Below are 19,365 nucleotides of genomic sequence, written 5' to 3' on the forward strand. Positions count from 1 at the left end.
GATGGCGGAGTGGGTTGAAGCATGCGCGGTGGACGACGTGGACGAGGAAGATGTGATCCGCTTCGACCATGGCGGCCGCACCTTCGCGATCTATCGCTCGCCGGACGACGCCTTCTTCGCGACCGACGGGTACTGCACGCATGAAAAGGCCCATCTCGCCGATGGGCTGGTGATGGACGACATCATCGAATGCCCCAAGCACAATGGCCGCTTCAATTACAAGACCGGCCAGGCCAAGGGCGCGCCGGTCTGCGTCGACCTCAAGACCTATCCGGTCAAGGTCGAGGCCGGTAAGGTGATGATCGATATCGGCTGAAAGCCGCCAGACAAAACAGGATGTAACCGATGAGCCGGAAGAGACCGACCGTTGCCGACCTGCGCGCCATGAAGGGCAAGCGGCAATTGACCATGCTGCGCGTGCTGACGCTGGAGGAAGCCGAGGCTGCCGAGCGGGCAGGGGTCGACATCGTCTCGGTGCCGCCGGACCTGGTTCTCAACCCGCAATATCGCGACGCCGCGCCCAGCCTCTTCACCATGCCGGGCGACAATTTCTTCGAGATCGGCACGGCCGACGATTTCGTGCGCTGGTCGTTCCGGCTCTACAAAGCCGGCGCCGACGCGGTCTATTGCAGCGCCGGCTACGGCACGATCAAGCGCATGGCCGACGACGCCATCCCGGTCATCGGCCATGTCGGCCTGATCCCGTCGCGCGCGACCTGGACCGGCGGCTTCAAGGCGGTCGGCAAGACAGCCGATACGGCCATGCAGGTGTTCGAGGCGGTCAAGCAGCTCGAGGCGGCCGGCGCGATCGGCGCCGAGATCGAGGTGGTGCCGGTGGAAGTGGCGAAGGCGATCTCGGAGCGCACATCGCTGATCATGCTGTCGATGGGCGCCGGCACCGGCTGCGACGCGCAATATCTATTCGCCGAGGATATTCTCGGCACCAATCGCGGTCACATGCCACGCCACTCGAAAGTCTATCGCAACTTCGCCGCCGAATATGACCGGCTGCAGCAGGAGCGCATCGCGGCGTTTTCCGAATATGTCGCCGACGTCAACGGCGGCGCCTATCCGGAGGACAGGCATATCGTGCACATGGATCCGGACGAGCTCACCCTCTTCATGAGGAAGGTGGACGCAAAGCCCTGAGCCAAGAGTCGAAAACCGTCAGCCCGTCGCCGGAGGGCCTTGCCAGATTCCGCTGACGAGAGCGGCATAAAGCGCCTCGGCGTCGATGCCGAGCGGCCTGTCTTCCTTGAGCGTCGCCACATGCGAACGCACGGCCGCGTGGATTGCGCCGGTGGCCGGCGCGAGCGCCATGCCCTCGCGCAAATCGACGGCCTGCGCCGCGGCCATCAGCTCGAAGGCGATCAGCCGCCGCCACAGCACGATCATCTCGGCGCATTTGGCGACGGCGAGCGGCGTCTGCGTGGCGTGATCCTCGACGCCCTCGGACACGGGCAGGAAATCGAGCATCACCGGATTGGCCTTGTGGCGGATCGCGGCCAGGATCGCCGTCACCGTCTTCTGCAGCGGCACGAAGCCGGCAGAGGCACCGCCGACCGGCGACAAATATTTCGGCAGGCCGTGGCGGGTCGAGCCGGTGAGCTGGACGAAGCGCGCGGCGGACGCTGCCGCGCATTGCGCGATCGCAAGGCCGAGCGTCTCGAAGGCAAGCGCCAGCGACGCTGTGTGGAAATTGCCGGTCGACATGACCAGTTCATCATCGGCCAGCACCAGCGGATTGTCGGCGGCGGCGTTGAGTTCGATCTCGACAGCAAGCCTGGCATGGTCGATCGCCTGGATCAGCGCGCCATGGATCGAGGGCATGCAGCGGATCGACAGTGGGTCCTGGATGGTGGTCGGCGCCGGCGCCTCATCGCGCGCCAGAAGGTCGCGCAGCGCCTTGGCCGCAAGCTGCTGGCAGGCGCCCGGGCGCGCCTGATGCTGGCGCGGATCGAGGATGGTGCGATTGGCGCCGATGCCTTCCATCGTCAGCGCGCCGGCCTGCTGCTGCTGTTCCAGCGCCGACAGCGCATCGGTCAGCGCCAGCGCTCCGATCCCGACGGAAACGGCCGAGGCGTTGATCAGGGAAAGACCGTCCTTCGGCGAGAGAGTGACGGGTGCAAGCCGCGCCATCATCAGCGCCTTGGCGGCAGGCATGCGGCGGCCCTGATATTCGGCTTCGCCATCGCCGATCAGCACGCGGGCAACCGCCGTCATCAGCAGAAGATCGCCGGCGCCGATCGAACCCAGCGACGGCATCACCGGATGCACGCCGGCATTGAGCGCTTCGACCAGCGCGGTGAAGACGCGCGGCGACAGGCCCGAGCCGCCGGCGGCGAGCATCGCAAGACGGGCGAACATCGCCGCCCGCACCACCGGAACCGGCAGAGCATCGCCGACGGCGGCGCTGCGGCCTTCGATCAGCTGGCGCTGGAAGGCGCCGGCGTCGCCTACGACAGCCGTGACGAGATTGGCGCCGAGCCCGGTGTTCAGCCCGTAAATCTGCTGGCCGCCGGCCGCGGCTGCATCGAGGACCTGGCGAGCCTTGTCGAGCTTTTCCAGGACGGCAGGCGTGATCTCGACCTTGCAGGCGTTGCGCGCGGCGGCAACCACATCCTCGATGCTGACGCCGGCGCCGGTGAGAACGAGCGGGCTCATGCGAAGCGCAGCCTCTGGCCGATGCCGTTTTCGCCGGCCTTGGCGAGCATGGCCTTGCCGAGCGCGATGTCCGACAGCGAGAGGCCGCGATGCCAGAACAGGATCGTCTCGCCATCGCTTTGCCGGCCGGCTTTGAGGCCGGCCGCGATCTGGCCGAGCTCGGCATGCAGCGTCGCCTCGCTCAGCCGTCCCGTCTCGACATGGGCGCGCAGCGAGCCGAACTTGCCGCCCTTGCATTGGCCCCAGTCGTCGACGACGATCTTCTGCATGATATCGGTCAATGACAGCTCGACCGCGCTCATCGTGCCATAGGGCACGACCAACGCGCCGCGCTTGATCCATTCGGTCTTGAGCAGCGGCTGCGGTTCCGGCAGCCGCGAGGCTTCGACGACGATGTCGGCGCCTTCGACGCAGCTTTTCCAGTCAGCCACGGCCATGACCGGCTTGCCGAGGTCGGCCGCCAGCCTAGCGACAAAGCTATCGCGGCTTTCGGGGCGGCGTGAGTGGACGCGGATCTCGTCGAAGTCGAAGAGATGGTCGAGCAGGCGCACGTTCCAATAGGCGGTGCCGCGCGCGCCGATATGGCCGAGCACCTTGGACGCCTTCTTCGCCAGATGCCTGGCGCCGATGGCAGTGACCGCGCCGGTGCGCATGTCGGTGATGACGGTGGCGTCGAGGATGGCGCGCGGCGTGCCGGTGCGCGGATCGAAAAGATTGAGGATGCCGAATTCCGACGGCAGGCCATGCCTGTAGTTGTCGACGTAGTCACCGACGATCTTCACGCCGGCGGCCTCGAGCGGCGCCACATAGCCGCGCAGCACGTTGAAGTGGCCGTGGAAGGAGGGATCCGGCTCGAGATGGACGCGCGGCTCGATCACCGTCTGGCCGTTGCCCTGCGCGACGAGTCCGGCTTCGACGGCGCCGATGATCTCGGCGTCCGTCATGGCAAGCGCTTCGATGTCGAGAGCATTGAGGTAGTCGATATAAATCGGCTTCATGCGTTTTCCTCGGCCCACCCCCGGGCTCATCCATAACAGGCGAGACGGCGACACGGAAGTTTGTTGGATAAGCTCTGGACTGGGCCAGCGCCACGGCGGTGTGTGCATGCTCCTGCCGGCCAATGCCGGCGCAGAGGTTTCGGGCCATTCAGCGAAGAATTGACGTCGTGCCGGGCGCATTTTGCGGACTTAAATTGCGTCGGTCCCGCGGGGTCCGAACAGGTTCTTCCGCGGGCCGTGCGATTACGGCAACGAACCGCCAAAAATCCAAGAGTTTCCGGCTATTGCGCCAGTTGCGGCAATTGATGCGTCCACTCGGAAAATAGTCGGAGAGGCGCGGTTCTTGAACGCGGATTCATTTGACGAGCCGCTGTTGAGCCGATTAGCTTTCATGCGGGGCGAGGGCCGGCAAGGCCTTGCCCTCGGGGCGAAAGACACAAGCGATGAATGCGATCGGCTGGCCGAACTGGAGGCGCCTTAATCAGGAAGGCATCGTCTTTGCGATCGCCATCCTGTTGTTCGCCGCCGCTGCGCTGGGCCTGCCCGGTTTCCTGACCGCCGACAATCTGGTGGCCATCGTGCGCTCGGTCTCGGTGCTCGGCATCCTGGCGCTTGGCATGGCGGTCGTCATCATCGGCCGCGGCATCGACCTGTCGGCGGTGGCGATCATGGCGATGTCGGTCGCCTGGTACCTGCAACTGCTCAACACCGGAACTTCGGACGGACTCGCCTTCGTCTATGTGCTGGCGGGCGTTTTAGCCATCGGCCTGCTCAACGGCTTTCTCGTCGCCTATGCCGACGTGCCGGCGATCTTCGTGACCTTGGCCACCGGCTCCTTCGTGTTCGGCTATGTGCGCTCGCAACTGATCACGCAGGATGCCGTGCCGGTGCCCGGCGGACACTGGGTCGAGCTGCTCGGCGGCGTCCGCTTCCTCGATATTCCGGTCGAGGTGTTCGTCTTCGCCGGTCTGGCTTTCCTGGTGTTCCTGTTCCTGCGCTACACCAAATGGGGCCGCTTCATCTATTTCGCCGGCGACAATCCGGTCGCCGCCCGCAACATCGGCGTTCCGGTACGGCCCATGCTGGTGCTGCGCTACGTGCTCTCGGCCTTCGTGGCGCTGATCGCCGGGCTTTTGACGGCAACCAGCCTGCATTCGATCAACACCCGCATCGTCAACTCGACGCTGCTCTACGACATCGTGCTTGTGGCGGTGATCGGCGGCATCGGGCTTTCGGGCGGCAGAGGCGGGGTGCGCAACGTGCTGGTGGGGGCGGCGCTGATCGGCATCCTGCTCAACGCCATGACCATCATCGACATTCCGCTGCTCTACCAGAACCTGATCAAGGCGGCGATCCTGCTCGGGGCCATCATCGTCGACGGCATCATCAATCCGCGCGACGAACAGACGGCGCAACAGGGCGACATTTAGAGCGGATGGGCCAGCCCATCTTGCTCTGGGGTACCCCGGAGCGATCGCGACGATCGCCCGGCAACGAAAACCGAACCAGAGGTGTGACATGAGACTACTCAGAACATTGATGGCCGCCGCCACGGCGCTCGCCGTTACCGCCTTCGCGGCGCCGAGTCTTGCCGCAGACGATCCCGGCCCGGCCGCCTATGCCAAGGCGCTCAACGGCAAGCGCGTCATGCTGGTGCCGCTGGCGATGGGCTTCGACCTGGCGCAGGGTTGGGCGCACTACCTGAAGAAGGAAGTCGAGGCCTGGGGCGGCACGTTCGAGACCCGCGACCCGAACTGGGTGGTCGATGCCGGCGCGCAGGCGATCACCGACGCCATCGCTTCGGACACGCGGCCGGACGTGCTGATCATTCATGCGCCCGACCTCAACTCCTACTCGAAGCTGATGAAGAAGGCGCAGGCCGCCGGCACCTATGTGCTGCTGGTCGACAATCCGGCGAACTTCCCGGCCGACGCCTTCGTCGGCAGCGACTGGGACAAGCTCGGCCAGCTCGAAGCCGAAGCGGCGATCAAAGGCTGCGGCGAGAATTCGTCCAAGAAGATCGGGTTGGTGCAGGGCGACCAGGCGAACTCGTCGAGCCTCTACCAGTATGCCGGCATCATGAAGGTGCTGGAGAAGCATCCCGACTTCCAGGTCGTGGCAAAGCCCGACTCGAACTGGGACGCGACCACGTCGCGCAACGTGACGACGACGATGCTGCAGCAGCACCCGGACATCTGCTCGATCATCGACTTCTGGGACGGCGACGCCACCGGCGCCTCGGCCGCGATCCGCGACGCCAAGCTCGACGGCAAGGTGTTCCTGGTCACCACCGGCGGCGGCGAGAAGGCGGCCGATTGCGACAAGCTGAACGACGGCACCTATGGCGCCGTGGTGATGACCGATCTTGCCCGCCAGTCGGGCGACATGAACGCCATCATCAAGTTCCTGCTGCAGAGCGGCCAGCCGGCCGGCACCTCGCACACCTACATCTACACGCTGGAGAAGGCGACGACCAAGGCCGACCTCAAGCCCGACAGCTGCTGGGACCTGAAGGCGCTGCAGGCCGAAGCGGCGGCGAAATAAGCCGCGCAGCCGTAAAAGCATCCACGGGGTGGCCGGATCGTTCCGGCCGCCTCTTTCCCGTTTTTAATGACAGCGGCAGCCGATGAATTTCCGTGAACGCCTCCAGGCCTGGCGCTACAATCTCGTGCCCGACCATCTGATCGGCGAGATCCTGACCAAGCGCTGGACCGACAACGCCATACCTTTCCTGGCGCTGGTGGCGACGCTCGGCGTGTTCGGCTCGATCATTCCGGGCTTCTTCAAGCTCACCTCGCTGCAGGAATCCACGCGACAGCTCGGCGAGTTCTCGCTGGTCGTCATCGGCATGACCGTGGTGATGTTGGGCGGCGGCATCGATCTTTCGGTGGGCTCAATCTTCGCGCTGTCCTGCTTTTCCGCCGTCTACGTCTTCTTCATTCTCGAACAGTCGATCTGGCTGGCCTTGGCCGCGGCACTTTGCACGGGGCTCGTCTTCGGCGCCATCAACGGCTACCTCGTCGGCTATCTCAGGCTGCGTGCCTTCCTGACAACGCTGGTCACCTTCATTTTCGGGCGGGCGCTGTTCGACATTCTCGTCACCACCTATGCCGCCGACGTGCAGCTTTCCCAGGCAAGTTCCGATGTGCTCGACTTCATCGGCGACGGCACGTTCTGGGGCCTGTCGGTCTCGGTCTGGCTGGCCATCATCCTCGCCGTCGTCACGCATATCGCGCTGACGCGCTCGCGCCCGGGCTGGCATGTGCTGGCGGTCGGCGGCTCCCGTCGTTCGGCGCATAATGCCGGCATCCGGGTGCGGCGCACCGTGTTCATGACCTACGTCTTTTCCGGCTTCTGCGCCTCGATCGGCGGCTTTCTGATCGCCTGCCGGTTGAGCGGGGCGGGGCCGGGCACCGGGCTCAATCTCGAGATCATGGCGCTGACGGCGGCGGTGGTCGGCGGCGTCAGCCTTGGCGGCGGACGCGGCTCGGTGGTCAAGGGCCTGATGGGCGCCATCATCGTTCTGACCATGACCAACGGGCTGATCCGGCTCGGCTACGGCACCGGCACCAACCAGATGGTGCTCGGCATCCTTTTGGCCGTCGCCGTCACCATCGACATCCGCTGGCTGAAGAACCGCCACAAGGTGCTGAACGAGGTCTATGTCGCGCCGGTCTACCTCAAGATGGGCGAGACGCAATCGGCCGCGCCCGGTTCCGGCACGTCCTACGAGCTCGACAATCGGCTCTCGGCGGCGGACCATATCGGGCTCGGCGAGCTGGAAGGGCCAGAGGACGTCATCCTCGACCGCGACGACCATCTCTACTGCGGCACGCGCCATGGCGAGATCGTCCGCTTCTTCGCACCGAACTACCGGCGTTCCGAAGTCTTTGCCCATATCGGCGGGTTTCCGCTGGGCTTGGCCTTCGACCGGGACGGCAATCTGATCAGCTGCGTCGGCGCCATGGGGCTCTATTCGGTCTCGCCGGCCCGGGAGGTGAAGCGCCTCTCGGCAGAGACGGCACGCTCCTGGACCTCGATCGTCGACGATGCGCGCCTGCGCGACCCGAACGATTGCGACATCGCGCCTGACGGCCGCATCTATTTTACGGATTCGACCAAGCGCTATGACGCCCATGACTGGGCGCTGGACTCGATCGAGAACCGCGCCACGGGCCGCCTTTTGGCCTACGATCCGAAGGACGGTTCGACCAAGACGCTGCTGGACGGCTATCGCTACACCAACGGCGTGTGCATGGCGCATGACGGCAAGTCGCTGTTTTTCGCCGAAAGCTGGGCCTGCCGCGTGCATCGCTACTGGCTGGAAGGGCCGAAGGCCGGCACCGCCGAATGCGTCATCCGCGACATGCCGGGCTATCCCGACAACATCAACCGTGCCTCGGACGGCAATTACTGGATGGCGTGGCTCGGCATGCGCACGCCGAGCTTCGACCTATCGCTGCGCCATCCCGACATGCGCAAGCGCATGACGCGCCGCCTGCCGCAGGACGAGTGGCTGTTTCCCAACATCAACACCGGCGGCGTGGTGAAGTTCAACGAGAAGGGCGGCATTGTCGAGACGCTCGGCGATCTTTCCGGCAACGCGCATCCGATGGTCACCTCGATGCGCGAGCACAAGGGCTACCTGTTCGTCGGCGGCATCCTCAACAACCGCATCGGGCGCTACAAGATCAGTGGTGCGGACCCGAACTGGACGAGCCCCGCTTCCTATTGGGGAGACAAGCCATGATCCTCGATCCGATCCTGGATGTCTTTCGCGGCAAGGCGGTCACCATACCGCCGCTCGACGGCGCCTTTCGCCCCAACACGCGGCTGGACGACGCGCCGGCCTTCGCCGAACTGAGCGAGCCGGACAATCTGCTGGTGTCTGACGGGCGGCTGCTTGTCTCCAGCGGCAACGCTATCCTGGCGGTTGCGGCTGGTTCCGAGCCCGTCGCGGTCGAAACCTTTCAATCCCCCATCACCGCGCTGGCGCTGTCGCCATCGGGCGAACTGACCGTCGGGCTGGAGAGCGGCAGACTGCTGATTGCCGGCAAGGAGGTTTCGCTGCCGGCCGAATTAAGGTGCATCACAGCGCTTGCCTATGCCGATAACGGCACGCTGTGGCTGGCCAATGGCTCCAGCGAACATGCTCCGTCGCAATGGGCGACCGACCTGATGAAGAAGGGCGCATCCGGTTCGCTGTGGCGGTGCGGGGCGGGTGGCATCGGTTTTCAGAAGATCGCCGGAGACGTCGCCTTTCCCTATGGGCTTCACCCGGTCGGCGCCAACGTGCTGGTGAGCGAAAGCTGGCGCCACCAGCTCGTGCGCTTTGACGGCGCGACTGGCAACCGCACCACGGTGCTGACGCATCTGCCCGGCTATCCGGCGCGGCTGGCGCCGGCCGGCGGCGGCGCATGGCTGACGCTGTTTGCGCCGCGCAACCGGCTGATCGAATTCGTGCTGCAGGAAACACATTATCGCCGCGACATGATCGGCCAGGTGCCGCCAGCCTACTGGATTGCGCCGGCGCTGGCCTCCAACCGCAGCTTCCTCGAGCCGCTGCAATGCGGCGGCATCCGCACCATGGGCATCCACAAGCCGTGGTCGCCCAGCCGCTCCTATGGGCTCGTCGTGAAACTCGACCGGGCCCTGCAGCCGCAGTTCAGCCTGCACAGCCGCGCCAACGGCACGCGGCACGGCATCTGCAGCGTGGCGGAAAAGGACGGTCGCCTGTTCGTCGCCTCGAAGGGCGGTGATTGCGTGCTGGCGCTCGACCTCGCTTCGGGAGGTTTCTGATGGAACCGATCGTCCGTCTGGAAAACGTCACCAAGACCTATCGCGGCGTGCCGGCGGTAAAGAACGTCACGTTCGATCTGAGGAAGGGCGAGATCCATGCGCTGCTTGGCGAGAACGGCGCCGGCAAGTCGACGCTGACCAAAATCATCGCCGGCGTCGTCGACGCGACTTCGGGCAAGATGTTCCACAAGGGCGTCGAGACGGCTTACGCCTCGCCGCACGCCGCGCTGGAAGCGGGCATCGCCATGGTGTTCCAGGAGACCAGCCTGGTGCCGTCGATGACGGTGGCGCAGAACCTTTATCTCGGCACCGAGAAATTCCTCAACCGGCTGCGCGGCACCTACATCTCGGCGCAGCAATTCCTGCAGTCGCTGAATTTTCCGGTCGATCCCAACGCGATGGTGGCGACGCTGGGCGCGGCCAAGCGGCAGATGGTCGAGATCGCGCGCGCCGTCCACCATAATGCCGAGATCATCATCTTCGACGAACCGACGGCGACGCTGACGCCGGAAGAGAAACGCCACTTCTTCGCGCTGATCCGGAGGCTTAAAGCGCGCGGCGTGTCGATCGTCTTCATCAGCCACGCGCTGGAAGAGGCGCTGATGATTGCCGACCGCATCACCATCCTGCGCGACGGCGAACTGGTGATCACCGACGAGGCATCCGCCTTCGACCGCGACAGGATCGTCGCTGCCATGGTTGGGCGCTCGCTGTCGGGACAGATCTACCGCCAGCGCGACGAGACGAAGCTGCGCAAGGCCGGCAAGAAAGTGCTCTCGGTGCAGGACATCTCGATGAGCAACATTGTGCGCAACAATTCCTTCTCGATCTTCGAAGGCCAGATCACCGGCGTATTCGGCCTGATCGGATCGGGCCGCACCGAGACGTTCAAGATCGTCTCGGGCATCTACAAGCGCGACTTTTTGCGCGGTGGCGCGATTGAATTGGACGACAAGCCGGTGCGCTACCTCGTGCCGAGCGAGGCGGTGGCCGACGGCATCGTCTACGTCACCGAGGACCGCAAGAGCGAAGGCATCTTCGAGACGATGGGCGTCGCCGAGAACCTGTTTGGCGGGTTGCTCGCCGCGGGCCGCGAAAAGGCCTGGGTGATCAACCAGCAGGAGATGCGGCAGCTCTCGGCCGAATGGACCAAGACACTCAACATCAAGGCGATCAACGACAACGCCCGTGTGGTCGAGCTTTCCGGCGGCAACCAGCAGAAGGTGGTGATCGGCAAGGGGCTGGTGCAGCAGCCGCGCATCGTCATTTTCGACGAGCCGACACGCGGCGTCGATGTCGGCGCCATCGCCGAGATCCACCAGATCATCAACCGACTGGCCGACGAGGGCCTCGCCGTCGTCGTCATCTCGTCCTACCTGCCGGAGATCATGAACCTGTCCGATCGTATCCTGGTCTGCCGACAGGGCCGTATCGTCGAGGAGTTCTCGCCGGCGGAGGCGACGGAGGAGAAGATCATGTACGCGGCGGTGCATTAGGGTGTCGCTGGTGGCACCTTGACAATTGGCCGGAGCCTCCGCGACGTCGTCATCCACGGGCGGAGCAAGGAGCGCAGCGACGCGCGCAGACCCGAGGATCCATGCCGCGGCTTTCAGGCGCCGCTACGGTGCAGAATTCTGCTTCGCCGCACCCTTCGCGCGAGGTCACGGAATGGATTCCAGGGTCTGCGCGCGTCGCTTCGCTCCTTGCTCCGCCCTGGAATGACGATGCTGAGGTGCTTCGGCCAATGTCCGCGGCAGTGTGTTGCTTCGAGCTAAAAACTGAATCGGAGAAACACGTTAGCTGTCTATGCGCAACACTTGGTTCAATGACCTCGACCGGCGATTTAAACGAAAGGAAACACCATGGCCACCACAAAACTCCTCAGCGATGCCGAGGTCGAAAAGATCCCGGCGGTGAAGGCGGTGTTCGACGATATCCGGGCGACGCGAAAATCCGACTTCGTGAACAATTTCTGGCGCGGGCTGGCCAATGATCCGGCGGCGCTGAAACGGGTGTGGGAGCAGCTCAAAGCGGTGATGGTCACCGACGGCGCGATCGATCCGCTGACCAAGGAAATGATCTATATCGCGGTCTCGACCGCCAATGGCTGCTCCTATTGCGTCCACTCGCACACGGCCGCCGCCCGCGCCAAGGGCATGACCGACGCGCAGCATGGCGAGCTTGTGTCGATCATCGGGCTTGCCGGCCAGACCAATCACCTGGTCACGGCAATGCAGATTCCTGTCGATCCGCAATTCGAGGTGAAGTGAGGCGCCGGCTTCTCCTTCTCCCCCTGTGGGAGAAGGTGGCCGAGCGAAGCTCGGTCGGATGAGGGGTGTTCCAGCGGAGTGAGAGGCTGGTGTCTTCTGGAGCACCCCTCATCCGTCTCGGCGCTTCGCGCCGATCCACCTTCTCCCACAAGGGGAGAAGGAAAAGCCGCGCTACACCGGTCGATAAACCTTTTCCGCCGTATTCCAGAAAATATTCGCTTCGGCCTTCGCGCCATGCTTCGCCACCGCTGCCCGGTGCGCCTGGATCAGCTCGGCATGGCTGGTCCAGAGCTTCTCGATCGGGAAGTTCGAGCCGAACATCAGCCGGTCGCTGCCGAGGATTTCGACCGCGTTGTCGACGATGTAGGCGATGAGCTCCGGGTCGTTGCGGTGGACGAAGGTGCCGAGCCCCGAGAGCTTGGCGTAGAAATTGGGCGCTGCCGAAAGCGTGCGCAGACCCGCCTTCCATGCTTCGGTGGTTTCCGGCTCCATGCCGGTCAGCATGCCGGCATGGGTGAGGATGAAATTCGTCTGAGGGTTTTCGCCGACTAGTGTCAGCCCGTCCTTCATCTGCGCGGGAAAGAGCTGCAGGTCAAAGGAGAGGCCGTAATCCTTCAAACGCGCCACGTTCTTCCGCACTTTCGGATCGATCACTTGGTCGGCCGAAGCGGCGAAGCGGAAGGCCGGCGTCTCATGCCAGTGAAGCTGCATGCGCACGCCGCGCAGCAGCGGATACTTTTTCAATCGGTCGATCTGCGGGCGGACGTCGTCGACCGTCATGTCGGCATAGCCGACGATGGCATGCGGCCAGCCGGTTTCTTGCGCCGTCTTCTGCAGGAACGCGACCTCCTTTTCGAAATCCTCCTTGGCCCAGTTCGTCTGGACATAGACGGCCTTCTCGACGCCCGAGCCTTTCTGGTCCTCGAGAAACTCCGTGATCGGATAGTCGCGGCGGATCGGCTCGTAGGGGCCGAAGATGCGCGGCACCATCGGTCCGACCAGCCAGGGCTGGTCCTTCTGGCGCCAGATGTGGAAATGCGCGTCGATGGCTTTCTGCATCACGATATCCTTTTCCAGACGACTGAAGCCGCGGGCGCAGGATGGGCGAGCGACAGGATGAAATCGGTGAGGCTTCTCAGCGACGAGCCGTCGACGAGATCGTCGAGCATCGGCAGGATGGCGCGGAGCGCCGACGTCGCCGGGCGGAAGCGCGGATCGCCGGCGAGCGGGCTCGCCAGCGACAGCCGGAAGGCGCGGGCGCTGAACCGGCGCATCGCGGTTTCGAGGTCGGAATGATCGCCGCGTTCCAGTCCGTCGGACAGGATGACGACGCAGGCGCCGCGCGCGAAGGCGGAGAAGCGCGGCACCGACAGGAAGGCGAGCAAGGTCGGGCCCATGCGGGTGCCGCCGTCCCAATCGTCGACGAGCGCCCCGGCGCGGGCGAGCGCCTGCTCGCGGTCACGAATGCGCAGCGCCGAGGTGATGCGGGTAAGCCGCGTGCCGAAGGTGAAGACTTCTGCGCGGTCTGCGCCTTGCACCGCCGCGTGAGCCAGCTTGAGATAGTCGGCAGTGTGCAGCTTCATCGATCCGGAGATATCGATGAGCAGGAGCAGCTTTCGCGGCACTTCCTGCCGCCGGCGCAGCAGCGGCGAGGGGATGTCGCCATCGGCGCTGACGATTTCGCTGAGCGAGCGCCGGAGGTCGAGCGTGCCGCGCGAACGCGTGCGCATGGTGCGGAAAGAACGGCGCGCGGGGAGGGCGGAGGCGAGCTTGCGGCGGAACTGGCCGAGACCATCGGCGTCGCGCTGGAAATCGCGGCTGCTCAATTGCTCGAGCGCCGAGGAGAGCTCGCCGCTTTTCACCTGGCGGATGGTTTGCTTCTCTTCCTCGCGCGTGCCGCGATCGTCCTTGACGCGGGTCTCGTCGTCCTTCTCGCCTTCGATCGAAGGCTTGGCGTCGCCGTAGAAATGGGCGCGGAAATGCGCTTCGAATTCGTCGCGGCGATCGGGCGAGGGCGCAAGCGTCGCGAACGCTGCTTCGCGGATGTCGTTCATCGAGCGCGGGCCGAGCAGGGTCACCGCTTGCATGAAGCTGGTGATTTGTTCGGGCGCGATGGCGAAGGCGTGATCACGGAGCAAACGGGCGAAGCCGAGGAAGAGTGCGGCGGCGCGAGGCAAGGCATCCTCTCCCCGTTTACGGGGAGAGAATGCCGGCAGGCAGGTGAGGGGCAACGCTACCTTCTGCCCAGTGTGGCGCTGCCCCTCATCCGCCCCTTCGGGGCACCTTCTCCCCGTAAACGGGGCGAAGGGGTTGTCGAGGTCGCGGCTCACCCCAGCGCCTCCTCGACAATCCTCCCCAGCTCAGGCGCAATGGCAGTCAAATCCTCCTCGTCCTTGATCAGCACGCCGATGGCGCGGCGGAAGGCTTGCGGCCACGGGCTGCCGCCTTTCTCGAGGATGGTGGCGGCATTCGCCCATTCGACCGCTTCGGCGATGCCGGGCGGCTTGGCTAGCGGACGCGCGCGGATCTCCTGCACGGCATTCGCCACCGCTTTTGCCGTCGCTTCCGCAACATGGCCCGCGCGCAGCATGATGATCTCGGCCTCGCGCTGGGCGTCGGGATAGCCAATCCAATGATAGACGCAGCGGCGGCGCAGCGCCTCGGCCAGCTCGCGCGTGCGGTTGGAGGTGAGGATGACGATCGGCTGCGTCGCGGCACGGATCGTGCCGCGCTCCGGGATGCTGATCTGGAAGTCTGAGAGGAATTCGAGCAGCAGCGCCTCGAACTCGTGATCCGAGCGGTCGATCTCGTCGACCAGAAGCACGCGCTGCTCCGGCGCGCGAAGCACCTGCAGCAGCGGTCGGGCGATCAGGAATCGATCGTCGTAGATATCGATCTCGTGCTCGCCGGCATGGCGGATGGCGAGCAACTGGCGCTGGTAGTTCCACTCGTAAAGCGCATGCCCGGCGTCTATGCCTTCGTAGCATTGCAGCCGCACCAGCTCGCGATCAAGCAGTTCGGCGACCGCCTTGGCGGCCTCGGTCTTGCCGACGCCCGGCGCGCCTTCGAGCAGCAGCGGCTTGCCCAGGCGGATCGCGAGGAAGATCGCCGTCGCAAGGCTGTCGTCGGCCAGGTAGCGCGAAGCGGCAAGGCGCGCGGCGATCGCCTCCGGCGAAGCCGCGACCGTAACGGCGTCGGCGCTAGTCATCTTCCCCTCAGCCCGCGGCCTGCGCCTTCAGAGCGCGCAGGATGCGCTCGGGCGTGATCGGTAGCGTGTCGATGCGCACGCCGATCGCGTCGAAGACGGCATTGGCGACGGCCGGGATCTGCGGGTTGGCGCACATCTCGCCCGGGCCCTTGGCGCCGAACGGCCCATCGGCGGAAGGACGCTCCAAGACGATGATCTGGGTCTCGGCGAGGTCACCCGGGCCCGGCATCAGATACTGGTTGAAGTCGGTGCCGCCATGGTCGCGGCTCGGATAATAGGGCTCGGTCGTCTCATAGAGCGCGTGGCTGATGCCCATCCAGGAACCGCCGACGAGCTGCTGCTCGACCATTTTCGGGTTGAGCGCACGGCCGATCTCGAAGACGTTCTTCACGGTAAGCACCGTCACCTCGCCGGTCTCGTCGTCGACCTCGACCTCGGCCACCGTGCAGGCATGGGCGTAGCAGGTGGAGGGCTTCATCGCGCCGGTCTCCTTCTCCGGGTAGGAGCGCGGAATGAGAAACATGCCGCGCCCCGAGATCGAGCGGCCGCGCTTGAAATGCGCCGACAGCGCCACGTCGAAGATCGAGATCGATTTCTGCGGCGCGCCCTTCACCTGTATGTTGCCCTCGCCGTCGGTCTCGAGGTCGGACGCATTCACCTCCAGCTCCTCGGCGGCCACTTCCAGCATCACCTGGCGGGCTTCCTTGGCCGCCTGGATGACGGCGTTGCCGGCGCGGTGCGTGCCGCGCGAGGCGAAGGTGCCCATGCAGTGCGGGCCGGTGTCGGTGTCGGCGGTGTCGATGACAACGCGGTCGGTCGGCACGCCGATCGTCTCGGCGCAGATCTGCGCCATGATCTGCTTCATGCCCTGGCCGAGATCGACGCTGGAGAGCGTGACCATGAAGTTGCCGGTCGGGGTCGAATGGACTAGCGCCTGGGTCGGGTCGCCGCCGAGATTCATGCCGGTCGGATAGTTGATCGCGGCGATGCCGCGTCCACGCCGGATCGCCATCTCAGGCTTCCTTCCTGTAGGAGGACATCGTCATGTATTTTTCCGCGACCGGCCAGTTGGCGACGCGCGAGGCTTCCTGCATGCATTCGATCAGCGCCGCGCCTTCGGTTGGCTGGCGATGCGCCTTCATGTCGCCGTCGCGATAGGCGTTGATGAAGCGGAACTCGAGCGGATCCATGCCGATCAGCCGCGCCAGCTTGTCCATCTGCACCTCCAGCGCGAAGTCGCCGATGGTGACGCCGAAGCCGCGCATGGCCGACGAAGGGGTGCGGTTGGTGTAGACGCAATAGGTGTCGATCCAGACATTCGGGATCGTATAGGGGCCTGGATAGTGGGCCGCGCCCTTCTGCGCGCCATAGGGCGAGTGGCGCGAATAGGCGCCGGCGTCGGTATAGCCGGTCACCTTGCGCGCGACGATGCGGCCGTCCTTCATGACGCCGTCCTTGATGACGACTTTCTCGGCTGCGCGCGGCGAGGAGATCTGCATCTCCTCCTTACGGCTATAGATAAAACAGACCGGGCGTCCGGTTAGCTTGGCCGCGAGGATAGCAACCGGCTCGACGATGACGTCGACCTTGCCACCAAAACCGCCGCCGACGGTGCCGCCGACGAAATGCAGCTTCGAGCCCGGCATCTGCAGGATGATCGAGGTGTTGTCGAGGGTGAAGAACATCGCCTGCGTGTTGGTGTAGCAGGTGAAGCGGTCATTGCCCTCGGGCGCCACCACGCAGCCCGTGGTTTCGGTCGGTGCGTGCTCGATCGGCGAGGACTGGTAGGACTGTTCGTGGATGTGGTCGGCTTGGGCAAAGCCTGCCTCCACATCGCCGAAGCGCACCTTGCGGCACTCGCCGCTGTCATAGAGGTAGTAGTTCTGGCCGTGATATTCGTTAACCAAAGGCGCGCCTGGCTTCAGCGCTTCCTCCATGTCGAAGACGGCGGGGAGCACCTCGTAATCGACCTTGACCTTGGCGGCGGCTTCCTGCGCGGCGCGCTCGGTCTCGGCCAATACCGCCACCACGGCCTCACCCTTCCACCGCACCTTGCCGTCGGCAAGCACGGTTTCGTCCTCGGGACCGATCTGGATCAGGATCAGGATGGTGTAGACATTGTGCGGCACGTCCTTGGCGGTCAGCACGCGCACCACGCCCGGATGTTTCTCCGCTTCCGACGTATCGATCGAGCGGATGCGGGCATGGTGGTGCGGGCTGCGCACCATCTTCAGATGCAGCATGCCCGGGAAGTTTCGGTCGGCGAAATAAACGGTCTTGCCGGTGACATGTCCCGGCGAGTCGAGCCGCGGGCGACCCTGGCCGATCTCATGCAGGCCGTCCTTGCGGACATCGGCGAAATAATCCTTGCGCAGTTCCATGGCTCGTCCCCTCAGGCGGCGTTCTGCGAGTTGGCGCGCGCCGCAAGCAGCACCGCCTGGATGATCGGCTCGTAGCCGGTGCAGCGGCAGATGTTGCCGGACAGCGCCTCGACCACATCCTCGCGGCTCGGGTTGGGCGTGCGGTCGAGCAGAACCTTCGCGGCCATGATCATGCCCGGCGTGCAGAAGCCGCATTGCGTGGCGAAGGCATCGAGGAAGGCGCGCTGCAGCGGATGCAGCACACCGCCTTCGGCAAGGCCGGCGGTGGTCCTGACGTCGGCACCGCCGCAGGTTTCGGCCAGCGTCAGGCAGGAGAGCCTGAGTTCTCCGTCGATGATGACCGAGCAGGCGCCGCAGGTGCCTTGGTGGCAACCCCCCTTGGGTGAGGTGTCGCCGATCTTGTCGCGCAGCACATTGAGCAGCGTCGTGCCGCTTTCGACGAACTCGGCTTTCTCCGAGCCGTTGAGTGTGAATTGAACCGGGACCTTCGCCATTTTTCCTCCCTGCGCGCCTGCCCGGGTCGGCCGGACAGACGCGCGTCTCCCACGGATATTAGTCAAGCAGCAGCCGGCCGAGATGGACCGGCAGAACCTCGGCGCGATACCAGGCGCTGGCGATCGGGTCGGTGATCGGCGCGATGCCTTCGCTCGCGGCGGTCAGGGCCGGTGCGATCTCCCGCGGCGTGAGCTTGCAGCCGAGCAGCGCCTTTTCGGCCGCTAAAGCGCGCATTGGACGATCGGCCATGCAGCCCAGCGCGATGCGCGCCGAGGTCACCGTGCCGTCCGATGCGAGCTCCAGAAGCGCGGCGATGCTCAGCACGGACACACCCTTGGGCTTGACCCGCGATACTTTCAGGAAGCGGAAGCTCTCGGCTTTAGGCAATGCAATATCCACCGCCGCCAGTATGGCGCGGCTGGTGTCGCGATCGGCCAAAAAAGTCTCGATCGGCACTTCGCCGTCTTCGGTGATGACGGTCGCGTCCAGCGCCAGCAGCGCCACCGCGAAATCCCCGTAAGGGGCAGGCGCGAACAGATTGCCGCCAATGGTCGCCATGTTGCGGATCGCCGGCCCGCCGACGGCGCGCGCAGCCGGCGCAAGCGCGGCGAGTTCTGGATGGCGGGCAATCGCGGCCATGGTGACCGAAGCCCCGAGCCGGACCTTGCCGCCGGAAACCGCGATCTGCGAAAGGCCGGGATCGGTGACGCGGATCAGCCTGGAGACGGAAACGTCGCCTTCATTGGCGGCGCGCACCACAAGCGTGCCGCCGCCGAGATAACGCGCGCCGGCGGCCTGCAGCGCGGCGTTGGCGTCTTTCACGCTCGAAAAAGTCTGCAGCGCAAGCGACATGGCGCGCTCCCGTCAGCTCTGGCTGGCGAAATGGGCCTTCAGGGCGTTGAAACCGCCCTGGAAGACGTTGGCGCCCATGCCCTCGGCCAGCTTGTCGGCCTCTTCGGGCGCGGCGTCGAAGCTCGCTGTCCATTCGGCATAGGTGCGGTTGCCGTCGGTGACGCGCCGCAACTGCAGCGTCGCCTTGTGATTGGTGAGCGGCTGCGGCGTCTCGAGGATCGAATAGCTGACCAGGAAATTCTCATCCGAGAAATCGAGCAGCTTCTCGCGCAGCCGCGCGCCACTGACCAGTTGGAAGTTGCGCACGCAGCCGATCGCGGTGGCGTCCTTGCCGTCCTCGATATGGCTTTCCACCATGCGCGGATGCCAGCCGGGCAAACCATTGAAGTCGCGGATGCGCGCCCAGACCTGCTCGACCGGCGCGTCGATGACGCTGGAGATGGTGACTTTCGCCATAGACTGGTTCCCTTGCAAAGATCGGGAGCAGGCTAGGGCGGCCGGCGGGCCGGCGCTTATCAATGCGTCTTGAGCGCATATCAACCAGTCGGAAAAACCGGCGCGTCGATATTCAGGTGATGACGGCCTGCAAATGGTGGCCTCCTGCGCTTCCGGTGCTCACGTACCTAAAGTACGCTCCGCTCCGGTTCTCGGAAGCCATCCGGTTTGGTCGCTTCGCGCCCGTCTTCGACTCCGGCTCG

The 19,365-nt window shown here is 65.0% G+C and carries 18 protein-coding genes; 8 read left to right on the plus strand and 10 right to left on the minus strand.

The window, feature by feature from the left end:
* Position 1 precedes the first annotated feature (1 nt).
* Together LB529_RS04750 and LB529_RS04755 are read left to right on the plus strand one after the other, a co-directional pair.
* Positions 2–316, plus strand: a complete 315-nt coding sequence (locus tag LB529_RS04750) for a MocE family 2Fe-2S type ferredoxin (protein WP_224710387.1) — start codon at positions 2–4, stop codon at positions 314–316.
* Positions 317–345: 29 nt separating this feature from the next.
* A complete protein-coding gene (locus tag LB529_RS04755) occupies positions 346–1,149 on the plus strand; it encodes a 3-methyl-2-oxobutanoate hydroxymethyltransferase (protein WP_224710388.1) in 804 nt (267 codons plus the stop codon).
* A gap of 18 nt (positions 1,150–1,167) precedes the next feature.
* On the opposite strand, the gene hutH is transcribed toward LB529_RS04755, so the two are convergent.
* Both hutH and LB529_RS04765 read right to left on the minus strand, forming a co-directional pair.
* Positions 1,168–2,664, minus strand: a complete 1,497-nt coding sequence (gene hutH, locus LB529_RS04760; protein WP_224710389.1) for a histidine ammonia-lyase — start codon at positions 2,662–2,664, stop codon at positions 1,168–1,170.
* Complete coding sequence (locus LB529_RS04765; RefSeq protein ID WP_224710390.1) at positions 2,661–3,662, minus strand: ornithine cyclodeaminase family protein; 1,002 nt, start codon at positions 3,660–3,662, stop codon at positions 2,661–2,663. The genes hutH and LB529_RS04765 overlap by 4 nt, the downstream gene beginning before the upstream one ends.
* A gap of 443 nt (positions 3,663–4,105) precedes the next feature.
* On the opposite strand from LB529_RS04765, the gene LB529_RS04770 reads away from it, so the two are divergent.
* The 6 genes from LB529_RS04770 to LB529_RS04795 all read left to right on the plus strand — a co-directional run bounded on the left by LB529_RS04770 (position 4,106) and on the right by LB529_RS04795 (position 11,731).
* Positions 4,106–5,092: an ABC transporter permease gene (locus tag LB529_RS04770; protein WP_224710391.1), complete on the plus strand. Its 987-nt coding sequence runs from the start codon at positions 4,106–4,108 to the stop codon at positions 5,090–5,092.
* Between the two features lie 88 nt (positions 5,093–5,180).
* Positions 5,181–6,206, plus strand: coding sequence for a sugar ABC transporter substrate-binding protein (locus tag LB529_RS04775; RefSeq protein ID WP_140838895.1), 1,026 nt, complete (start codon positions 5,181–5,183; stop codon positions 6,204–6,206).
* An 82-nt stretch (positions 6,207–6,288) separates the two neighbouring features.
* The gene (locus LB529_RS04780; RefSeq protein WP_224710392.1) at positions 6,289–8,412 is read left to right on the plus strand and encodes an ABC transporter permease; all 2,124 of its coding nucleotides are present in this window, start codon (positions 6,289–6,291) and stop codon (positions 8,410–8,412) included.
* Positions 8,409–9,461, plus strand: coding sequence for a hypothetical protein (locus LB529_RS04785; protein WP_224710393.1), 1,053 nt, complete (start codon positions 8,409–8,411; stop codon positions 9,459–9,461). Before LB529_RS04780 ends, LB529_RS04785 begins: the two co-directional genes overlap by 4 nt.
* The gene (locus tag LB529_RS04790; protein ID WP_224710394.1) at positions 9,461–10,957 is read left to right on the plus strand and encodes a sugar ABC transporter ATP-binding protein; all 1,497 of its coding nucleotides are present in this window, start codon (positions 9,461–9,463) and stop codon (positions 10,955–10,957) included. The genes LB529_RS04785 and LB529_RS04790 overlap by 1 nt, the downstream gene beginning before the upstream one ends.
* Positions 10,958–11,323: 366 nt before the next feature.
* Positions 11,324–11,731: a carboxymuconolactone decarboxylase family protein gene (locus LB529_RS04795; protein ID WP_224710395.1), complete on the plus strand. Its 408-nt coding sequence runs from the start codon at positions 11,324–11,326 to the stop codon at positions 11,729–11,731.
* Between the two features lie 171 nt (positions 11,732–11,902).
* Here the strand turns inward: LB529_RS04795 and LB529_RS04800 are convergent, their stop codons facing one another.
* From LB529_RS04800 to LB529_RS04835, 8 genes are all read right to left on the minus strand, one after another.
* The gene (locus tag LB529_RS04800) at positions 11,903–12,790 is read right to left on the minus strand and encodes an amidohydrolase family protein (protein WP_224710396.1); all 888 of its coding nucleotides are present in this window, start codon (positions 12,788–12,790) and stop codon (positions 11,903–11,905) included.
* A complete protein-coding gene (locus LB529_RS04805) occupies positions 12,790–13,908 on the minus strand; it encodes a vWA domain-containing protein (protein WP_224710397.1) in 1,119 nt (372 codons plus the stop codon). The genes LB529_RS04800 and LB529_RS04805 overlap by 1 nt, the downstream gene beginning before the upstream one ends.
* Positions 13,909–14,057: 149 nt before the next feature.
* A complete protein-coding gene (locus tag LB529_RS04810) occupies positions 14,058–14,939 on the minus strand; it encodes an AAA family ATPase (protein WP_224710398.1) in 882 nt (293 codons plus the stop codon).
* Positions 14,940–14,946: 7 nt separating this feature from the next.
* A complete protein-coding gene (locus LB529_RS28960; protein WP_263497109.1) occupies positions 14,947–15,951 on the minus strand; it encodes a xanthine dehydrogenase family protein molybdopterin-binding subunit in 1,005 nt (334 codons plus the stop codon).
* A gap of 1 nt (position 15,952) precedes the next feature.
* On the minus strand, positions 15,953–17,320 hold the full coding sequence (locus LB529_RS28965; RefSeq protein ID WP_263497110.1) for a xanthine dehydrogenase family protein molybdopterin-binding subunit: 1,368 nt from the start codon (positions 17,318–17,320) through the stop codon (positions 15,953–15,955).
* Positions 17,321–17,331: 11 nt separating this feature from the next.
* The gene (locus tag LB529_RS04825) at positions 17,332–17,814 is read right to left on the minus strand and encodes a (2Fe-2S)-binding protein (protein ID WP_140838876.1); all 483 of its coding nucleotides are present in this window, start codon (positions 17,812–17,814) and stop codon (positions 17,332–17,334) included.
* Between the two features lie 58 nt (positions 17,815–17,872).
* Positions 17,873–18,667: an FAD binding domain-containing protein gene (locus LB529_RS04830; RefSeq protein WP_224710399.1), complete on the minus strand. Its 795-nt coding sequence runs from the start codon at positions 18,665–18,667 to the stop codon at positions 17,873–17,875.
* Between the two features lie 12 nt (positions 18,668–18,679).
* The gene (locus LB529_RS04835; RefSeq protein WP_224710400.1) at positions 18,680–19,123 is read right to left on the minus strand and encodes an SRPBCC family protein; all 444 of its coding nucleotides are present in this window, start codon (positions 19,121–19,123) and stop codon (positions 18,680–18,682) included.
* Between the last annotated feature and the right edge of the window lie 242 nt (positions 19,124–19,365).

Source organism: Mesorhizobium sp. CA5, assembly GCF_020165105.1.
Classification (GTDB): Bacteria; Pseudomonadota; Alphaproteobacteria; order Rhizobiales; family Rhizobiaceae; genus Mesorhizobium.

Coding starts and splice junctions, on each gene's coding strand:
- LB529_RS04750 (WP_224710387.1), top strand. CDS start 2: ATGGCGGAGTGGGTTGAAGCATGCGCGGTGGACGACGTGGACGAGGAA.
- LB529_RS04755 (WP_224710388.1), top strand. CDS start 346: ATGAGCCGGAAGAGACCGACCGTTGCCGACCTGCGCGCCATGAAGGGC.
- hutH (WP_224710389.1), bottom strand. CDS start 2,664: ATGAGCCCGCTCGTTCTCACCGGCGCCGGCGTCAGCATCGAGGATGTG.
- LB529_RS04765 (WP_224710390.1), bottom strand. CDS start 3,662: ATGAAGCCGATTTATATCGACTACCTCAATGCTCTCGACATCGAAGCG.
- LB529_RS04770 (WP_224710391.1), top strand. CDS start 4,106: ATGAATGCGATCGGCTGGCCGAACTGGAGGCGCCTTAATCAGGAAGGC.
- LB529_RS04775 (WP_140838895.1), top strand. CDS start 5,181: ATGAGACTACTCAGAACATTGATGGCCGCCGCCACGGCGCTCGCCGTT.
- LB529_RS04780 (WP_224710392.1), top strand. CDS start 6,289: ATGAATTTCCGTGAACGCCTCCAGGCCTGGCGCTACAATCTCGTGCCC.
- LB529_RS04785 (WP_224710393.1), top strand. CDS start 8,409: ATGATCCTCGATCCGATCCTGGATGTCTTTCGCGGCAAGGCGGTCACC.
- LB529_RS04790 (WP_224710394.1), top strand. CDS start 9,461: ATGGAACCGATCGTCCGTCTGGAAAACGTCACCAAGACCTATCGCGGC.
- LB529_RS04795 (WP_224710395.1), top strand. CDS start 11,324: ATGGCCACCACAAAACTCCTCAGCGATGCCGAGGTCGAAAAGATCCCG.
- LB529_RS04800 (WP_224710396.1), bottom strand. CDS start 12,790: ATGCAGAAAGCCATCGACGCGCATTTCCACATCTGGCGCCAGAAGGAC.
- LB529_RS04810 (WP_224710398.1), bottom strand. CDS start 14,939: ATGACTAGCGCCGACGCCGTTACGGTCGCGGCTTCGCCGGAGGCGATC.
- LB529_RS28960 (WP_263497109.1), bottom strand. CDS start 15,951: ATGGCGATCCGGCGTGGACGCGGCATCGCCGCGATCAACTATCCGACC.
- LB529_RS28965 (WP_263497110.1), bottom strand. CDS start 17,320: ATGGAACTGCGCAAGGATTATTTCGCCGATGTCCGCAAGGACGGCCTG.
- LB529_RS04825 (WP_140838876.1), bottom strand. CDS start 17,814: ATGGCGAAGGTCCCGGTTCAATTCACACTCAACGGCTCGGAGAAAGCC.
- LB529_RS04830 (WP_224710399.1), bottom strand. CDS start 18,667: ATGTCGCTTGCGCTGCAGACTTTTTCGAGCGTGAAAGACGCCAACGCC.
- LB529_RS04835 (WP_224710400.1), bottom strand. CDS start 19,123: ATGGCGAAAGTCACCATCTCCAGCGTCATCGACGCGCCGGTCGAGCAG.